14 protein-coding genes are annotated in these 13,527 nt (G+C 53.0%); 5 read left to right on the top strand and 9 right to left on the bottom strand.

What is annotated here, in order from left to right; all coding sequences use genetic code 11:
* From J0L72_03670 to ispH, 3 genes are read left to right on the top strand one after another with little or no spacing between them, the layout of a single operon-like run.
* Positions 1-471: a hypothetical protein gene (locus J0L72_03670; GenBank protein ID MBN8689875.1), complete on the top strand. Its 471-nt coding sequence runs from the start codon at positions 1-3 to the stop codon at positions 469-471.
* A 12-nt stretch (positions 472-483) separates the two neighbouring features.
* Positions 484-882, top strand: coding sequence for a dihydroneopterin aldolase (folB, locus tag J0L72_03665; protein ID MBN8689874.1), 399 nt, complete (start codon positions 484-486; stop codon positions 880-882).
* A gap of 4 nt (positions 883-886) precedes the next feature.
* A complete protein-coding gene (ispH, locus tag J0L72_03660; protein MBN8689873.1) occupies positions 887-1,831 on the top strand; it encodes a 4-hydroxy-3-methylbut-2-enyl diphosphate reductase in 945 nt (314 codons plus the stop codon).
* On the opposite strand, the gene J0L72_03655 is transcribed toward ispH, so the two are convergent.
* The 5 genes from J0L72_03655 to J0L72_03635 all read right to left on the bottom strand — a co-directional run bounded on the left by J0L72_03655 (position 1,828) and on the right by J0L72_03635 (position 8,746).
* The gene (locus J0L72_03655) at positions 1,828-4,020 is read right to left on the bottom strand and encodes a prolyl oligopeptidase family serine peptidase (protein ID MBN8689872.1); all 2,193 of its coding nucleotides are present in this window, start codon (positions 4,018-4,020) and stop codon (positions 1,828-1,830) included. The genes ispH and J0L72_03655 overlap by 4 nt on opposite strands.
* A 50-nt stretch (positions 4,021-4,070) precedes the next feature.
* Positions 4,071-6,143: an elongation factor G gene (locus J0L72_03650; GenBank protein MBN8689871.1), complete on the bottom strand. Its 2,073-nt coding sequence runs from the start codon at positions 6,141-6,143 to the stop codon at positions 4,071-4,073.
* Positions 6,144-6,451: 308 nt separating this feature from the next.
* The gene (locus J0L72_03645) at positions 6,452-7,177 is read right to left on the bottom strand and encodes a hypothetical protein (GenBank protein ID MBN8689870.1); all 726 of its coding nucleotides are present in this window, start codon (positions 7,175-7,177) and stop codon (positions 6,452-6,454) included.
* Positions 7,177-7,866 (bottom strand): hypothetical protein, encoded by a 690-nt coding sequence (locus J0L72_03640; protein MBN8689869.1) that lies wholly within the window; start codon positions 7,864-7,866, stop codon positions 7,177-7,179. The genes J0L72_03645 and J0L72_03640 overlap by 1 nt, the downstream gene beginning before the upstream one ends.
* Before the next feature lie 37 nt (positions 7,867-7,903).
* A complete protein-coding gene (locus tag J0L72_03635) occupies positions 7,904-8,746 on the bottom strand; it encodes an FKBP-type peptidyl-prolyl cis-trans isomerase (protein MBN8689868.1) in 843 nt (280 codons plus the stop codon).
* Between the two features lie 48 nt (positions 8,747-8,794).
* Here J0L72_03635 and smpB point away from each other — a divergent pair, with 48 nt between their 5' ends.
* Positions 8,795-9,286 carry an SsrA-binding protein SmpB gene (gene smpB / locus J0L72_03630; protein MBN8689867.1) on the top strand — a complete coding sequence of 164 codons (492 nt, stop codon included), beginning with the start codon at positions 8,795-8,797 and terminating at the stop codon, positions 9,284-9,286.
* Here smpB and J0L72_03625 read toward each other — a convergent pair.
* Positions 9,283-9,957, bottom strand: a complete 675-nt coding sequence (locus J0L72_03625) for a class I SAM-dependent methyltransferase (protein MBN8689866.1) — start codon at positions 9,955-9,957, stop codon at positions 9,283-9,285. The genes smpB and J0L72_03625 overlap by 4 nt on opposite strands.
* 24 nt (positions 9,958-9,981) lie before the next feature.
* Here J0L72_03625 and J0L72_03620 point away from each other — a divergent pair, with 24 nt between their 5' ends.
* Complete coding sequence (locus tag J0L72_03620) at positions 9,982-10,263, top strand: hypothetical protein (GenBank protein MBN8689865.1); 282 nt, start codon at positions 9,982-9,984, stop codon at positions 10,261-10,263.
* Here J0L72_03620 and J0L72_03615 read toward each other — a convergent pair.
* From J0L72_03615 to J0L72_03605, 3 genes are read right to left on the bottom strand one after another with little or no spacing between them, the layout of a single operon-like run.
* Positions 10,250-10,837: a hypothetical protein gene (locus tag J0L72_03615; protein MBN8689864.1), complete on the bottom strand. Its 588-nt coding sequence runs from the start codon at positions 10,835-10,837 to the stop codon at positions 10,250-10,252. The genes J0L72_03620 and J0L72_03615 overlap by 14 nt on opposite strands.
* An 18-nt stretch (positions 10,838-10,855) precedes the next feature.
* Positions 10,856-11,713 carry a tetratricopeptide repeat protein gene (locus tag J0L72_03610; GenBank protein MBN8689863.1) on the bottom strand — a complete coding sequence of 286 codons (858 nt, stop codon included), beginning with the start codon at positions 11,711-11,713 and terminating at the stop codon, positions 10,856-10,858.
* Complete coding sequence (locus tag J0L72_03605; GenBank protein ID MBN8689862.1) at positions 11,713-13,527, bottom strand: hypothetical protein; 1,815 nt, start codon at positions 13,525-13,527, stop codon at positions 11,713-11,715. The genes J0L72_03610 and J0L72_03605 overlap by 1 nt, the downstream gene beginning before the upstream one ends.

Here is a 13,527-nt window from a genome sequence, read left to right as displayed (position 1 = left end):
ATGAAAAAGTTCATCGCTATCCTCGGCATCGCGCTTTTGGCATCGTTCGCTCTTGCCGGTCCAAAGCAATTGACTTCGTTTGGTGCGATCATGAACCACCTCAAGGCCGGCGGCAAGGTCAACCTAGTTCTGGACTACGGCCAAATGCAACTTAAGGTCGACAACGAAGTGGTGGAATCTCCAAAAGCGATTGGCGGGATGACCCTCGAACCTTGGGAGTTCTTTGAAAAGGGCGTGGTTCGAAACGAAAACGCCTACGTTGTCAGCAGCGAAACTCACCTCATTTCCAGTGCCCGCTACGGATTCGTTTTCAATTACGTCCGAGTTCGCATTTATGACAATGACAAGGTCGAAGTCAACGCAAAATACGTGACCACAGATTACAAGCAGACCGTGATGGACGAGACGTTTTATGGCGAAGTCTCTAAGAAGAAAGGCGACAAAAAGGGCGTCGGCGCATTTGCGCAATAATCCTTAGCTGGAATGTCTGCGCTCACCCACCGGCTCTTCATCAAGGATCTTGAGTTTTACGCTTATCACGGATTCTCGGACGAAGAGCAAGCAATCGGCCATCGATACGTCATGCAGTTGGAATTGCGAGTGGGTGGCAATTCTTCCGTCACCGATCAACTGACGGACACCGTGGACTATGGCGCGGTGGCTGATTTGGCTGTGCGAACAGCAACGGAAAGCAAGCATCGACTGATGGAGCATGTTTGCCATCGCGTCGGGACGGCACTGATCCAGGACTTCCCTCTCGTCAAAATTCTCACCGTGACCATCGCCAAGAAGTGCCCACCGATTCCTCACATCGCTGCTGAAGCAGGAATCTCGATGACATTCTCCCAAGGCGAACAGGATGCTTCCGGGAGCGTAGAATAAGCACGTGGACCAAATCGTTCTTGCTGCGCCCAGAGGTTTTTGCGCCGGTGTCGCCTACGCTATTGAGGTCGTCGAGCTTGCATTACAGATTCATGGCGCGCCACTTTACGTTCGACATGCGATTGTCCATAACGAATTCGTCGTGAAGAGCTTCGAACAGAGGGGCGTGATCTTTGTTGAAGATGTCAACGAGATTCCCGAGGGCATGCCGGTGGTTTATTCCGCGCATGGTGTTTCGCCCCAAGTTCGCGCCGATGCCAACGCTCGCGGATTGCAAGTCATCGACGCCACTTGTCCTCTCGTTACAAAGGTCCACAACGAGGCCAAGCGATACGCCGCAAAGGACTTTTTCTTTATCTACATCGGGCACGAAGGGCACGTCGAAGCCGAAGGCACGATGGGAGAAGCTCCTGGCCGAATGGTGCTAGTTGAAACTCCAGAGGACGTCGAAAAGCTCGAAATCCCGCACTACGACAAGCTTGCAGTATTAACTCAAACGACACTGAGTGTTGACGAAGTTACCCTCACCATGTCGGCTCTGAAGGCGAAGTATCCCCACCTCGAAACTCCTAGCAAAGAAGACATTTGCTACGCCACGACAAACCGTCAGGTGGCGGTCAAAGAACTCGCTTACCAGTGCGATTTGGTCCTAGTGGTTGGCAGCAAAATGAGCAGCAATTCAAATCGACTGCGAGAAGTCGCTGAAGCCAACGGCGCAGATGCCTATCTCCTAATGTCGCCTTCTGAAGTGGATCCCGCGTGGAAGTCGAAGTACAAAAAGGTCGGAATCACTAGCGGTGCGTCGACGCCGGAAAGTTTGGTTGAAGACATCATCGGCGCATTGATGGGGCCAGATTCAAAGGTGCCGATTTCCATTCTCGAAACAGTGCGCGAGGACGTGAAATTCATGCCCCCGCGCAACCTTATCGAGCTCGCAGTTAAGAACTAATCTCCTAACTGATCGTAAATGTGCTGAACAATGAGGCGCTGGACGTGCTTTCGCGTCTCATCCAGTCCGATACTGTGATCGTCCCGCGGATAATAGAACATCTCAAAGTTCTTCCCAAGGTCGATCAACTTCATACTCAGTCGCACGCTGTCTTGGAACAGCACGTTGTCGTCGAGCATTCCGTGCACGAGCAACAAATCATCTTGGAGTTTATCGGCGTAGGTGTATGGCGAAGTCTTGTCGAAGACAGCCTTATCCTTACTGGCTAGTCCAAGCCGTTGCCTTGTGTACCAGTGATTGTAGTTCTTCCACTCCGTTGGGCTAGCCACCGCGACCCCAGTCTTGAATTCGCCTGGCTGCGTCATTAGGATCATACAGGTTAAGAATCCGCCGTAGCTCCAACCCCAAACGCCTACACGCTTTTCATCGGCGAATCCTTCCTTCACGAGGTATCGCTTGACGGCGACCGCTTCCTCGCTATCGATCAAGCCCATTCGCTGGTAGTAGCCGCTGTTGAACTCACCGCCGTAACCCCAGCTGGCTCGGAAGTCTACGCACATCACAATGATGCCGAGCTTTGCCATGTAGTTGGCTTGATATCCGCCCCAGGACAGCTTGCCGCTGTTAGCGTACATGTTGTGGAGGATCACAGGATAACGCTTTCCTGGCTGGTAGTCCGGCGGCAAATACATCGATGCATGGATCGTTGATCCTTCTGGCCCAGGAATGTGCACGATCCTTGGTTTCACCCAAGTGATCTTGGAGAATTCGGGCAATTGGCTCACCGTCATCCGCTTAACTTCCGGCAAGATGCCGTAAAGCTCTGGGTTGGTTTTGTACTCGTTTGCCAGAGTAACGATCGATCGTCCATCATAACTAGCGAGCACATCGCCGGATTCCTCAAATTCGGTTGGCGTATTCCAGCCGAACTCGATTGGCATGTACTGCTTCGCGACACCCTTGTTGTCGAGGACCGTGATTTCACCCATCAATCCATCGCGGCTCTGGGTAGCCATGATGATGGAATCGCTATCCTTCGGTCGCTGCAAGCTGGCCACGTCGTAATCCTTCTTGAAGTACGGAGTCGGATTTTTCCCGCTCTTATCGATTTTCAAAATGTATCGATTGGTGAACTTGCCTTCCCAGATGTCTGTCCCGACAAGCACAGAACTTGAATCCCGCGTCCATTCAAACGGACGCCAGTTGTTGATGTAGTTCTTTGGCGCAACCTCGTGCAGGATCGGGAATTCCTTACCGGATGAACGGCTGATATAGCTCAAAGTCCATTCCTTGTGGTCTTCAGACTTCCAGCCGACCAAGAAACCTGAGCTGTCTGGTGCCCAACTCCAGCCGGCACCGCGCGATCCAAGTCCCCAGATTTGTCTTGGAATCGAATCAATGAACTTGATCAACCCGCCATCAATCGACACAAAACCGTATCGCTCGTTCATGGACTCGACATTGCCGTTCCACATTCGTGAGATCGGCCGAACGACGCTCCGCTCGCGCGTGAAGTCCATCATGATGTGGCTGCCGTAGGCGCCGAACGCGCTCCAGTTGATTGCCACCGTCTTGCTGTCTGGACTTATCGCGAAATTGCCCACAGCAGTCTCGCCGCGAGTGACAAAGGTGAGTTGTTTCAGAGCTCCGGACCGACGATCCATGCGCCAGACGTTCGAATTCGACAGGAAGCAAAGATACTTACCATCCGGCGAATATTGAATATTGCTGGCATCAAAGGAGCCGTCAAACAGAGGCTTAATCTGCTTTCCTTCTCGGTTAAAAATCCATGTCCTTCCGCGGTATCCGAGCAAGAATTCTTTGCTGTCCGGACTCCATACGGCACCACCGCCGAATCCCCCGTCGTACTTCTCTTGATCCTTCTTTTGCTCGTCCGTTCGGGCATCGTCTTGGTTCAAAAGGCGATCGATCTTGGAAGCGGCAGCGATCAAATTGATCTTGCCGGACGGGTAATCCATCAAGTACAAGTCGCGCATCCGCTCTCCAGTTTTGTTCCAGGCGAAGACAATGCGGCTACCATCTGGCGACATCGTAGCTCCGGCGGGACTGCGACCATGCAGAACCGGGTAGCTGTTGAGTCGTTCAAACGAGATACCGTCTTGATCTGGGAGAGGTTTTGCGAACGCAAATGAAGCCGACAATGCGGCAATAAAAACAAGGCTCCTCACAGTTTCAATTTACTGCAAAGAGCCTTGTCGAATGTTCCCTCAACTGAGAACTAATGTTCTTCTTCGTGATCTGTGCGAGTTTTCTCGTATGCGGTGATCAGTGCTTGAGACTCCACTGCTGGGAGCTCGTAATAATCGCTGAGCCTTGCTCGGAATCGACCGCGACCTTTGGTGATTGACCGAAGTTCCAGAGCATATCTCATCGTTGTGGCCATCGGCACCATTGCCTTCACGACGGTGCGCCCTCCGGGAAGATTGTCCATGCCTTGCATATGACCCCGCCGACCGTTGAGGTCACCGACGACTTCACCGACGCAGTCGTCAGGCACTTCAATTTCGAAGTCCATGACTGGTTCCAGAATCACCGGCTTAGCCTGTGTTGCAGCCGCTTTGAATGCAAGCGAGCCTGCAATCTTGAAGGCCATTTCGGAACTATCTACGTCGTGGTAAGAGCCGTCGTAGACCACTGCCTTGACGTCAACCACCGGATAACCAGCAAGGAACCCTTTGCCAAGGGTCTCGCGGACACCCTTTTCGATCGCCGGGATGAAGTTCTTTGGAATTGAGCCGCCAACGACTTCGCTTCCGAACTCAAATCCAGTGCCGCGTTGAACAGGCTCAAGCCTCAGCCAGCAGTCACCAAACTGGCCCTTGCCACCCGTTTGTCGCTTATGTCGACCTTGAGCCTTTGCGCTCGACTTAATCGTTTCGCGGTAAGGCACTCGGGCATCTTCAGTTGTCACCGAGACTCCAAATTTTGACTTCAACTTTTCGATGCTGACGTCAATATGAATATCTCCAAGTCCGGCCAAGATTTCCTGATGCAATTCTGCCTCTCGGCTATATCGCAGGGTTGGATCTTCATCCAAAAGTCGCTCGATTGCAGGACCCAACTTGTCTTCGTCCGCTTTGGAAACCGGTTTGATTCCAACGCGATAAGTCGGCTCTGGGAAGTCGATGTGCGGGAAGACAACCTTATCCTTGGTGGTCGAGAGCGTATCGCCGGTCTTTGTGTTTTGGAGTTTGGCGATCGCGCAGATATCACCAGCAACGACGCTGATCGCGCCTTCTTGCACCTTTCCGTGCGGATAGAACAAGTTATGGGCTTTTTCTTCCTGACCACTGGTCGTGTTCAGGAGCATCGCGTCTTGCTTGATCGTGCCGCTAAACACCCGTACGTAGTTGATTTTGCCCACATAGGAGTCAGCCGCGGTTTTGAATACAAATGCTGCCATCGGTCCGGCGGGATTCGGTTCCCAAGTAGTATCTTCGATCGTCTTTGGCACTTCGACTGGCGACGGAAGCTCGCCTACGATTCGGTCGAGCAAGGTTGCAATTCCGATTCCACTCATCGCAGATCCGACCATCACAGGCACAACTCGGCCAGTTTCTGTGCCGACTAGCAAACCGTGTTCGATCTCGTCAGCAGAAAGCTCTTGTCCTTCGAGATACTTTTCGGCGAGGGCGTCGTCACCTTCAGCGGCGGCGTCCATCATCTTTTCTCGCCGCTCCTCTGCCTCGGAAGCATATCCGGCGGGTACTTCTTCGATTTCCACGCCGCGGTCTTTGCCTTTGTAAACCTTCATGTTCAGGAGGTCGAGTACACCAGAGAATGCGGTTTGGTGACCGATTGGAATCTGCACGCCGACGATCTTTCGACCATATCGCTCGTGAAGCGTCTCCATCAGCCCTTCGTAGTCGGCGTTGTCGCGCTCAAGCTTGTTGACAAAAATGCACCGGGCGAGGCCGTGCTGTTCTGCGATTTCCCAGGCTAATTCAAATCCGACGTCCAAGTCTCGCTTTGCCTCACAGACAAAGATCACGGATTCGACGACCCTGGCGACGCCGTGAAGGTCTCCGATGAAGTCGGGATAACCTGGACAGTCGATCAGATTGATCTTATGGCCGTGCCATTCGATCGGCAAAATGCTCGCAGTGATCGAAGCGTGCCGCTTGACCTCCAACGGATCGAAGTCAGCTTGTGAGTTACCAGCATCGGTGGAACCTACGCGTTCTGTCGCGCCTGCGGTGTAAAGCATGTGCTCCACCAGCATCGTCTTTCCGGCTCCACCATGACCTACAATGGCAACGTTGCGAATTTTGTCGGGTGTGTATTGCTGCATAAAATCTCCTAGAAGAAGAGGGATGATTCCCTCCTAACCATACTATTCGACTCCCGATTCCATGGTTCCTTTACTATTGCCGAGGAAAAATGACGCGAATTCCCACTGCAATGAGGATGATTGCCAAGCAGATGTTTAGTCCCAGGCCGCCGAAAAGCCATTCCCAGCGTGAAGTGAAATGAGTGCTCGTCGGCATGATGAACGGGATCAAGCCTAAGACGATCACAATCCCGGCCATGGCAAAGCAAGCGCACCCTGAGCCGATAAAAAGGCAGCCGTTCCCCTTTCTAGGGTCTTCTTCCAACTGGCTAGCCTCCAAACGGAAGGGATTCTTCGAATCCGACCATCACGTTAAGAGCATGGATTGCACCCGCAGCACCGCACTTCCCATGCTTATCCGAAAGTACTTGCACGGTAACAATGCTATGCTGGTCTCCTTCCGTGATACGGATTCGATAGATGGCGAACGGCTTTCCCGAAACCAGAGCCGTATCCCAATCTTCTGACTGGGACTCACGCACAAAGAAACTCCGCTCGAAGCATTCTCGGTAGAGCAGTTCGATCTGGCCTTCGGCGGCCTGCGTCTCAACCTTTACCAACGCGGTCAGTGCGTACGCACTCCCAGTCTCCACTGGTTCTTGCTGATAGGCGACCCCGCCATCCCATCCGAGATCGGCGAGCAAAAGATGTAGGTTGTCCAGCTCACCGGGCACATTGCCAATCAGGACGGGTTCCTCGACGATAAGTCCGGCTCGGGCCAAAGGACCCACGGCGATCGAGCCCAAAATCCCGAGAGGATCGGGCAAGGCAAAAACTTCGGTGCAGACCATCGGATTGTTGTCGATAAGTTCGACCAATCCCCGGCAATCCGAATCGACGGAATCGATCAGGATGGTTCGGGCCCAATTGCCCTGGACAAAATGAATGTCCGGTGAATCAGAATCACCGGACATTTGAACTTGAGGATGCTCGCTAACGGCTTGGTTGAAGCCAGCCAACGAGGATCCTTTTACAACGATCTTGCTCGAGCTCATTATTGACGTTGCATCGTCATCGACATCTTCATAACTTGAGGCTTTGAAGAACTGGATTGACTTGGCACCGTAAAGTTCATGTTGATCGAGCTGTTGAGGAGGCTACCGTCCGCCATCATCAACATCATTCGACCTGCCCCAGACATCTTGCTTCCGCCCATGTCCCCGTTCATCTTCACAGTGATTTCTGCAGCTTGCTTACCAGCGACCGACTTCACGCCGGCGAGAGTGTAAGTTGCCTTGACGTTGCCGCCGCCCATCGACTTGACCGTGCCATTCCAAGATTGCCCGATCTTGACCGGTCCTTCTGGCAAAGTTGGGCCACCGGTTGCGGCCATGCTTCCAGAATCCCCGCCCACTACTCGGCCGCGAGTATCGACCTTGACCGTCGAAGTGCTCGGCTTTGGTGCGGTTTTAGATGGACCACCAGAGATGGTCACCTTCGCTTCAACGGTTGCGATTCCCTTTTGGTAATCCAACACCTTGCTGGCGATATTCATGCGCATCGGCTGTCCCATTTGGGCCATCGTCATGTTCGCGACGTACTTCATGGTCTGCCCTTTCACGTACTTGATTCGAAGCAAGTATCCACCGCCTTGTGCAGTGATTTGGGCATCCGCTGGCTTCGTGGCCATCGGTGACAAGAGGGCCAAGCCCAAAACGGCAGTAAATCCAAGTTTCTTAAACATTTTTAGTTCCTACGGAAAGTATCGGCCATAAGAGGCACTATTTCACGATTTCGAGTAGCTCGATTTCAAATTTCAACACTGAATTGGGCGGAATGTCCTGGCCTTGGCCATCTTCGCCATACGCAATGGCTGGTGGAATGATCAGTGTTCGCTTTCCACCCGGTCGCATTCCTACGACTCCCGCGTCCCAACCTTTGATCACTTCGCCCCTGCCAAGAGTGAACTCGAATGGTTGGCCGCGATCAACAGAGGAGTCAAACTTTTTGCCGTTCAAGAACATCCCCGTGTAGTGAACCTTGACCTTGTCGCCAGTTTTGGCGGCAGGTCCAGATCCGGGCTTGGTGTCCTTTGCGTCGTAATCGCCTTCGGCACCTTTCTTGACAACATAGAGCAACTCGACTTCGAACTTGAGGTCCGAGTTGCCTGGAATCGCTGGTGGGCGGCCTTCTGCACCATAAGCCATCGCTGCCGGAATCTCAAGCGTGCGCTTACCACCGACCTTGAGTCCAACCATTCCCTTGTCCCAACCTTCGATCACATTACCTGCGCCAAGGATGAACGAGAATGGAGGTTTTGAGCCGTCCATGTTTGCGTCGAACTCTGCCTTTGTTCCGCCGTGAAGCGTTCCCTTGTACAGCATCACGAGCAAATCGCCGGGTGCGGCGGCATCACCCTTGCCGGGTTTTGTGTCAGTGATCTTGAGTTCTTTGAGCGTGGCAACTCCTGAAACGGCACCTGAAGCCTGTTCCGTTTGCAATGCTGGGGTTGAGCTCGAAGTTGATGCAGAACCCGAACTTGCGGACCCATCCTGACTCGGAGCAGAATTGCAACCCACAGCGAGGAGCGCCAAGATTGGTATCCAATTGAAACTGATTTTCATGCGTAGCACTTTACCTTTTACGGACTTTTTGGTACACTTGCGCCCCCGATGGCCAAGAAATCCGCTAAAAATGAACCGGCCAAAGGTCCGGCAACCATACAAAATCGCCGAGCCACATTTGATTACCATGTGGAAGATACGCTTGAAACCGGCATTGAGCTTCGCGGAAGCGAGGTGAAGAGCTTATTTTTAGGCAGGGCGAACCTTACAGACTCCTATTGCCGGGTGAAAAACGACGAACTCTGGGTGTACCAAATGGACATCGAGCCGTACGCTTACGCACACCACTTTTTGCCTGAGCGTCGCAGGGATCGCAAGCTGCTGGCGAAACGGAAGGAGATTTCGGTTTTGGAACGCAAGTCTCTTGAGAAGGGGTTATCGCTCGTTCCACTGAAGGTGTACTTTAACGATCGTGGGCGAGCAAAATTGCTGCTCGGACTCTGTCGCGGCAAGAAAGACTACGACAAGCGGACCGCAATCGCTGAGCGCGAAACCAAGAGAGAAACGGCGCGTGTCCAACGCGGCGACTATCGCGATTAGAACAGTGGTTTCTTCTTGATCGCCGCCCAATTTCGCGGGAACGTGAGCGGTGTTCTGGCAACCTTTCGATAAATCGGGAAGACGCGCATTCGGTTATCAGGAAGAGTTCGAGTTTCGACGCGCTCCAATTGAAGCCCAATCTTTTTGAGTGCGGCATGGTCAAAGGACTCCCCTTCGACACGGAAAGGCACCACGACCCCACCCATCTTGACCGCGCGGGCACTGAGTTCCAACTGGATCGATAGCGGAGCCACTGCCCTGCCAGTCACAGAATCAAACTGCTCGACCAACCCGCATTCCTCCATCCGCTTTTCGAGAACCGTGTTGTTGGGTAGCCCACATTCGCGCAGGAAGCCGATCATCTTCCCGTTAGAATCGATCGAGGCAATATGCGAATCTGAAGCAAACAGCGCTAACAAAAACGATGGGAATCCGGGGCCGCAGCCGATATCCAGCCACTCCTTCCCTTCTAAGAACTCCATCACGAGCAATGATTCGGCATAGTGTCGAACGTCTGCTTCGATCTCTGGAATTCGGGTGAGATTTCGTTGCAAATTGACTTCGTATAGCCGTTCATGAAACTTCTGGAGTTCCGCCCACTGCGAGTCAGATGCCGAAATCCCCAGCCGTTCAAGCACAGATTGAGTGATCGGAAAAGGCAAAGCATCCATCAGCCCTGTCATTATGATGGGTGGATGAAGCGAACATCTCCAAAGGTAGGAAAGGTCGGAATCGAGCTGATGATCACCGGCGTACTTTGCGCAGTGATTGCGGCTGCTATCGCCAGATTTAGCATGGCGGGTGCTTGGGGGCTGGTATTTCTTGGCGGAACGCTGTATCTACCAGGCGGGTTCCTCACCGTAAGTCACTTTGACTTCAAGCGAGGAACCAAGATCTTTTGGGCGATGTCGATGATGCGGTTGCTGTTCGCTGCCGCCGTGATGTTAACCATCACCCAGAGCCTCACTCAGGCTTAGCAGTGACTTCCTTACGATCAGCACATTTCTGGCCGTCATAGCTCAACGTATTGATGATCTCTTCGACTTCCTTGGTCGCCCCGAGGTTGTCCGAATCCGAAGTCAGCGCGATCACGATGACCTCGCCCTTTTTGCCGATCACAACAAATTGTGAATTCACGGTCTTCCCAGATTCCTCGACCGAAAGCGAGATGAGATGTGCGGTCGCGCTTCCAAATTTGGCCGATTCGCGGCGCGTGAGTTTGACTTCGCCGCTTGCGATCGAAGCGATACCTTCCGCAGCCATTTCGGACCATTCTTCGGTCACTTCTTCGTGCTCTTTCTTGAGGTGGAATGCCAACACGGTGCCGTAGACTCCGTTTGCTGTCTCAAATCCATGTTGGGAAACGTCCTGCGCGTATTCTGCAAAATCGTCACCAAAGTCTTCAACCGAGGTCTTGTCCTCAGTCAACTTGGCATCAATGGTCAATGAGAGTTTCGTGTTTGGAACGTCGATCTTGATGGCGGTGGCCACCGAGAAGGCGATACACGCAAGAATTCCAATCAGGAATGAAGTCGTCGCTTTAGCACCCATGCGGGGCTTATGCCGCCTTTAGGCCAGTCCGCAATCCTGTAACATTCGCTGGAGTTCAAATAAATCGTAGTCGTCCAGCTTCGCGGCAGACTTCCGAACGATGTCAGCGTTAGCATGATCGCCGATCGTCTCATAAAACGCGAGCATCAATCCGTCGACGACTTTCCTTTCTGGATTGAGATCTCCCGCCAATTGCGCGGCTTTCAGGGCATCTTGGCGTCTTCCTGCGCCCCAAAATGCGACAGCAGTTCGGATGTAGAGGTAATCATCGCCGGGGCTGAGTTCCACTGCTGCTCGAAGCGCGTCCACCGCGGGTTCAAATCGCTTGAGCTGGATCAGCAAATCGGCCATCCAGGTGTGATAAAACGCATCGTCTGGTGCAAGAATCACCGCCATTTCGACATTGCGCAATGCCCGCTCTGGGAATCCGGCCGAGCGCAAAAGTTCCGCAAGCTTATACCGCAGATGAGCGTTGTCTGGATCGGCGTCGATCGCCTTTTCAAGTTCCTGAGCAGCGTCTGAATACCTGCCGTGCTTTCGAAATACTTCGGACAAGCCAACGTGAGGTTCAGGTCGGTTCTCGCCAGCCTTGATCGCCTTACGGTATTGCCGCAAAGCTTGGGGGAGCATATCGCCGTACTGGTATGCGTCAGCAAGATTGGATAGATTCTCTTGGCTCGCTCCGGATTCTTCGATGACCTTTTTGAACTGCTGAATCGCCTTTTCAAGTTGGCCCGCCATCAAGAGTTGATTGGCTTTTTCTTCGCGGGTCAGGTCAGATTCGGCCAAGGCTTCTTCGAGCTCAGGCGAATCGATTGCGGGGATGGCGAGCCCGAATAGGTTCGTAATCTCTTCGTACGACGGATGATCCGACATTACTTCGCCCCCAAAGGACGCACAACCAAAGTCGCTGGATAGCTTGAGCCTGACAGCGGCATTGTTTGAATTTTGATTTGGCGCGATTCTCCAGGTGCGAGCCGAAGCACTTTTACCTGAAGTTCCTCTTTGCTCTGCAAAACGGGTTTGGTTTGAAGTTCGCCATCGATCACGAAAAGCGCTCCCGAGTAGCCCGCACTGGCTTCGTAGGCGATTTCCACTTGGCTGGCCATGTTGGTCAGATTCCTGATCTTTGCCATAACCGTGTACATCACGCCAAAATTCCCTTCGAGGGTGGTGCGGTTGTCAACACTCGGAATCGGCGACTGACCAATCCTGATAAACGCATATTTGCCGCCAACATCGTATGCCGCCTCCAAATCACGGTAAGGCTTAACGTAAATATGTTCGCTGATCGGATGATCGGTCGGCGACCGGAAAACGGTTGTTGGCGCTGCGACGAGCCACGGCTTTACCGCATCATTCGCCTCGTTCCAGGTTGGTTCTTGATTGATCGGCCGGACAGTCTCTGTTCGGACGAGCAATTGCGACGGACCATTTGGCAGAAGCGACAGATAAGCAAGACCCGATCCCACCTGGTTTGGCGCCAGACGCAATGCCGACAGCAGCACTTTTGTTCGCGGAGGAATGGTGATCACATCTCCGGGTGAATACATGATCGCCTTGATAAACTGCTCGCCAGCACTCAGCCCAGCGCGAACGGGATCTTCGTCCGGTTTAGCGGAACTCTTAACCACCATCACCGATGCGGCCACAGGTGACGGATTGTACGCGACCACTTGCAAAACCATCGGATCTGGCGAAGTATTGATGTGATGGAAAAGCAGTCGGACAGGCTTGCCCTCTTCCAAATTTGCGCCAAAGATCGGCCCGAAAATTCTTACTGACTCTGGATAGTTGCTGTACCAAAGCTCTTTTTCTTCGAGCCGCTGTGCTCGAGGATTCTTCACCCAGACATCTACTTGGCCTTCGAAGGTTGATGTGCCCGGTGCCCTTACTCGGACCTTAACCGGAACTTGAAGCGTGACTCCCGAGCCGACAGAGGCCACTTCCATCCCGATGATCTCGAGTGTTGCGCCCTTAGCCATTTGGAGTTCATTTCGCACGGCGCTAATCACGGCGCTTCTCACCGATTCTACTGAAGCCGGATTGCCGTAAACGGTCACTTCAATCTTCTGATTGATTCGGGCTGCCGAAGGCAACACCTTGATTTTCAGCGTCAGGTTGCTGTTCTCGCTCTTCACCGTAATCGTGGTTTCGCCGCCAGAAACTGCCGTGAATTTGAATCCACCAATCACCTTTTCGGTCGTGACGATTTCAGGGTTATCGGAGCTGACTTCCGCGTCTTGCGCTTCGCTTCCGAACACTCGCTGGAACTTGGTCTCGCCCTCAGCCACCGACAAGAAACCGACCGGAATCTGTAACTCAGGAAGGTTGACCGCTTGAATCACGCGTGATTTCCATGTCGCGGCGAGTTCAGAGACTGAAACGCCTTGCGCTTTGGCCTCTGCCGCAGTGATCTTGACGACCGGCACATCGCCAGATTCGATCCACGTTCCGCGGGAAGTCGCGGTTGTCTTTAGCGGTGCGTTCAGCCCCTTTTCGCTCAAAGTCTTCGCGATGTTGGTGGCCCGTTGAACATTCGTCAGACCGTCTTGACCGGTTTTGAGCTCAAACACCGGAAATTCGTTGATGAAAACGGTCGCGCCTTCACTTCGAACGGTCATGGCGTATCCCACCGCAGAAATCACTGCGAAGAGCACCACAAACCAGAATCGAAGTTGGCTTTTCAA

Source organism: Armatimonadota bacterium (assembly GCA_017303935.1).
Classification (GTDB): Bacteria; Armatimonadota; Fimbriimonadia; order Fimbriimonadales; family Fimbriimonadaceae; genus JAFLBD01.
The sequence above is the reverse complement of the archived record's forward strand: the minus strand, read 5'-3'. Positions and strand labels throughout refer to the sequence as shown.

Excerpts from the sequence above, each read along its gene's own strand:
- J0L72_03645 (MBN8689870.1), bottom strand. The coding sequence starts at position 7,177 with ATGAGCTCGAGCAAGATCGTTGTAAAAGGATCCTCGTTGGCTGGCTTC.
- J0L72_03615 (MBN8689864.1), bottom strand. The coding sequence starts at position 10,837 with ATGGGTGCTAAAGCGACGACTTCATTCCTGATTGGAATTCTTGCGTGT.
- J0L72_03650 (MBN8689871.1), bottom strand. The coding sequence starts at position 6,143 with ATGCAGCAATACACACCCGACAAAATTCGCAACGTTGCCATTGTAGGT.
- J0L72_03620 (MBN8689865.1), top strand. The coding sequence starts at position 9,982 with ATGAAGCGAACATCTCCAAAGGTAGGAAAGGTCGGAATCGAGCTGATG.
- J0L72_03610 (MBN8689863.1), bottom strand. The coding sequence starts at position 11,713 with ATGTCGGATCATCCGTCGTACGAAGAGATTACGAACCTATTCGGGCTC.
- J0L72_03635 (MBN8689868.1), bottom strand. The coding sequence starts at position 8,746 with ATGAAAATCAGTTTCAATTGGATACCAATCTTGGCGCTCCTCGCTGTG.
- J0L72_03670 (MBN8689875.1), top strand. The coding sequence starts at position 1 with ATGAAAAAGTTCATCGCTATCCTCGGCATCGCGCTTTTGGCATCGTTC.
- J0L72_03625 (MBN8689866.1), bottom strand. The coding sequence starts at position 9,957 with ATGGATGCTTTGCCTTTTCCGATCACTCAATCTGTGCTTGAACGGCTG.
- folB (MBN8689874.1), top strand. The coding sequence starts at position 484 with ATGTCTGCGCTCACCCACCGGCTCTTCATCAAGGATCTTGAGTTTTAC.
- J0L72_03640 (MBN8689869.1), bottom strand. The coding sequence starts at position 7,866 with ATGTTTAAGAAACTTGGATTTACTGCCGTTTTGGGCTTGGCCCTCTTG.
- smpB (MBN8689867.1), top strand. The coding sequence starts at position 8,795 with ATGGCCAAGAAATCCGCTAAAAATGAACCGGCCAAAGGTCCGGCAACC.